General features: G+C 65.3%; 2 protein-coding genes. Both read left to right on the forward strand.

The genetic code is table 11. The features are described 5' to 3' along the window. The first annotated feature begins 45 nt into the window (after positions 1–45). Positions 46–1,428, forward strand: coding sequence for a nucleotide sugar dehydrogenase (locus AC2VOG_RS04815; protein WP_486938780.1), 1,383 nt, complete (start codon positions 46–48; stop codon positions 1,426–1,428). Continuing rightward, positions 1,428–2,406, forward strand: a 979-nt coding sequence (locus AC2VOG_RS04820) for an NAD-dependent epimerase/dehydratase family protein (RefSeq protein WP_486938781.1), incomplete at its 3' end; no start/stop codon positions are given. The genes AC2VOG_RS04815 and AC2VOG_RS04820, both read left to right, overlap by 1 nt.

Here is a 2,406-nt window from a genome sequence, read left to right on the forward strand (position 1 = left end):
TGACAGAACGCGCACGGGGGACTGAAGGGTGGTTGGGCTTCCGCGATGGGCAAAGGCGCGTTCGGGCGTAGCGACGCCGAGATCGACCTGTTGGTCCGTGGCATGCGATCAGGGATCGCGGTCGTGGGCTTCGGCTATATCGGCACCGTCATCGGTGCGGTGCTGGCAGACCGCGGCTGGCCGGTAACCGGGATCGACGTGCGGCGCAGCGTCGTCGATGAGATCAACCTGGGCAAGACCACCGTGCCCGAGCCGGGACTGGCCGAGCTGGTGGCCAACAACGTACGGGTCGGACGGCTGCGCGCGACAACCGATTTCGCCGCCGTCGCCGACAATGACTTCATCATCGTGACGGTCGGTACGCCGCTGGGACCGGACTTCGAGCCGATCGTCGACGACATCACGGCGGCGGCACGGGCCGTGGGTGAGCACCTGGTCGCCGGCCACCTCGTCATCCTCAAGAGCACCGTCCCACCCGACACCACCGAAAAGCTCGTTCGGCCGATCCTTGAGGAGTCCTCAGGGCTGCGGGCCGGGGTCGATTTCGGGTTGGCGTTTTGCCCCGAACGGCTGGCCGAAGGCCACGCCATCCATGAGCTCACCTCGATCCCCGTCGTCGTGGGTGGCATCGAGGAGCGCAGCGCTCGTGCCTGCTCGACGCTGTGGCGGCACGCCTTGGGCGTGGACTCCGTTGTCGTCGACGATCCGCGGACCGCCGAGATGGTCAAGCTCGCCGACAACCTCTGGGTCGACCTCAATGTCGCGCTGGCCAACGAGCTGGCCAAGGTGTGCGACGGGCTCGGGATGGACGCCCTTCAAGTCATCGAGGCGGCCAACACGATGCCCAAGGGCGGCCGCGACGCGAACATCTTGCGGCCCAGTATGGGCGTCGGCGGCTACTGCCTGACGAAGGATCCGTGGTTCGTCAACCACCTGGGCGAGTCGCTCGGGTTGACGCTGACGATTCCGCGGACCTCGCGGACCGTCAACGACACGATGCCCGCCTACACCTACGGGCTGCTTACGCAGCTTCTCGCCGATCAGGGCAAGGCGGTTGAGACGAGCAGGATTGCGGTGCTGGGCATCGCGTTCAAGAACGACACCGGCGACTGCCGGCTCACGCCCACCAAATACGTTGTCGCTCTTCTCGAAGAGTCCGGCTGCGACCTGTCGGTCCATGATCCGTGGGTGGGCGCCGAAGAGGCCCTCGGGGTGACGACAATCCCGCTGACCGCAGACATCGAGACAGCGGTCGAAGGCGCCGATGCCCTGGTGGTTCTCGCGGGCCATCGACAGTTCCATCAGATCCCGCTGGCCAGGCTCGCCGAGCTGGTGGAAACCAGATGCGTGTTCCTGGATGGACGGAACAGCTTCGACCCGGCGGCCGTACGCGCGGCCGGCTTCGTCTACAAGGGCATCGGCCGTTAATGTCCAACGTCGTCGTGACGGGCGGCTACGGCTTCATCGGCTCGCACCTGGTGTCGGCGTTGCTGGCGCGCGGAGACTCGGTCACTGTCTTCGATTTTGCAAAGAACCTCCGCGACAACAGCATTGACTTCGACCGGCACGCCAACTTCCGGTTCGTCCAGGGCGATGTCACCGATCTGTCGGCGCTGGAAAAAGCCCTCACTCCCGACGTCGACACGGTGTTTCACCTGGCCGCGATCGTCGGGGTCAGAAACTATCTCAAAGATCCGCTCCGGGTTCTCGACGTCAACGTGATCGGCACCCGCAACGTCTTGGAGCTGAGCCATCGGCACCGCACCCGGGTGGTGTTCGCCAGCACGTCGGAGGTGTTCGGCAAAAACCCCAACCCGCCGTTCGCCGAGGACGACGACCGCGTCGTCGGCTCGACACGAACCGCGCGCTGGAGCTACAGCACCAGCAAGGCGATGGCCGAGCATCTGGTGTTCGCGATGCACGCCGCCTACGAACTGCCGGTGACCGTCGTGCGCTATTTCAACGTCTACGGGCCGCGGCAGAGCCCGATCTTCGTGATCTCGCAGAGCATCCACCGGATCCTCAACGGCCACCGGCCGCTGCTCTACGACTCCGGCGAGCAGTCTCGGTGCTTCACCTACATCGACGACGCCGTCGCCGGCACCCTGCTGGCGGCCGACAGCGACAAAGCTGTCGGTGAGGCCTTCAACATCGGCAGCATGATCGAGACGACGATGCGTGACGTTGTCGAGCTGGCCATCAAGATCGCTGATGTCGATTCGGTTTCCGGGGCCGAAACTGTGGACACGGCAGCGCTTTACGGGGGCCGTTACGAGGACATCCCTCGTCGTATCCCGGACTCGACCAAGGCGCAGCGGGAGCTGGGGTGGCGACTACGGGTCGATGTCGAGGAAGGAATTCGCCGCACCATCGAGTGGGCCCGGGCCAACCCGTGGTACCTGGAGG

It is taken from the genome of Mycobacterium sp. TH-M11 (assembly GCF_057473725.1).

What these genes read in the sequence shown, in the direction of transcription:
- AC2VOG_RS04815 (WP_486938780.1), top strand. Translation starts at nt 46, where the DNA reads ATGGGCAAAGGCGCGTTCGGGCGTAGCGACGCCGAGATCGACCTGTTG.